A 386-nucleotide genomic window follows, 5' to 3' on the forward strand; every position below is an offset into this window, starting at 1 on the left:
GTGCTATCCTGGGACAGCACTTCGCCGCCCCGTCCGGAGAAGCACATAATCCGCGGGCCATCGTTCACAGCGAGTTCGCGCCGCAGTAAATCCATGGTGTCGGTGAACTGGGTGAAGACCATTACCTTTCCGTATCCCGCCTCGCGCAGGATGGCGACCTCCTCGCGAAGCTTCCGGACCTTCGTATCTGGCGGCAATAAACGGATCATGCCCAGCAAGCGCTCAATCTCGGACTTCTCCTCCAGCGCCAGTGCCTGCTGCGCGAGTTGCTCCGCCTCGTCTTCGTCCGGTGCGTCCACCTCGTCCTCGTCTACAGCCTCCTCGAGATCAACGAACAGGGCACCCATTTTGCGGCGGTCGGCAATGGCGGCCATGTGCTTTTCGAG

The 386-nt window shown here is 61.1% G+C and carries 1 protein-coding gene; it reads right to left on the bottom strand.

Annotated elements, in window-relative coordinates:
• On the bottom strand, positions 1–374 hold a 374-nt coding region (locus I6F37_RS44490; RefSeq protein WP_225155058.1), incomplete at its 3' end, for a hypothetical protein.
• Between the last annotated feature and the right edge of the window lie 12 nt (positions 375–386).

This window comes from Bradyrhizobium sp. NBAIM08 (assembly GCF_020193935.1).
Taxonomy (GTDB): Bacteria; Pseudomonadota; Alphaproteobacteria; order Rhizobiales; family Xanthobacteraceae; genus Bradyrhizobium; species Bradyrhizobium yuanmingense.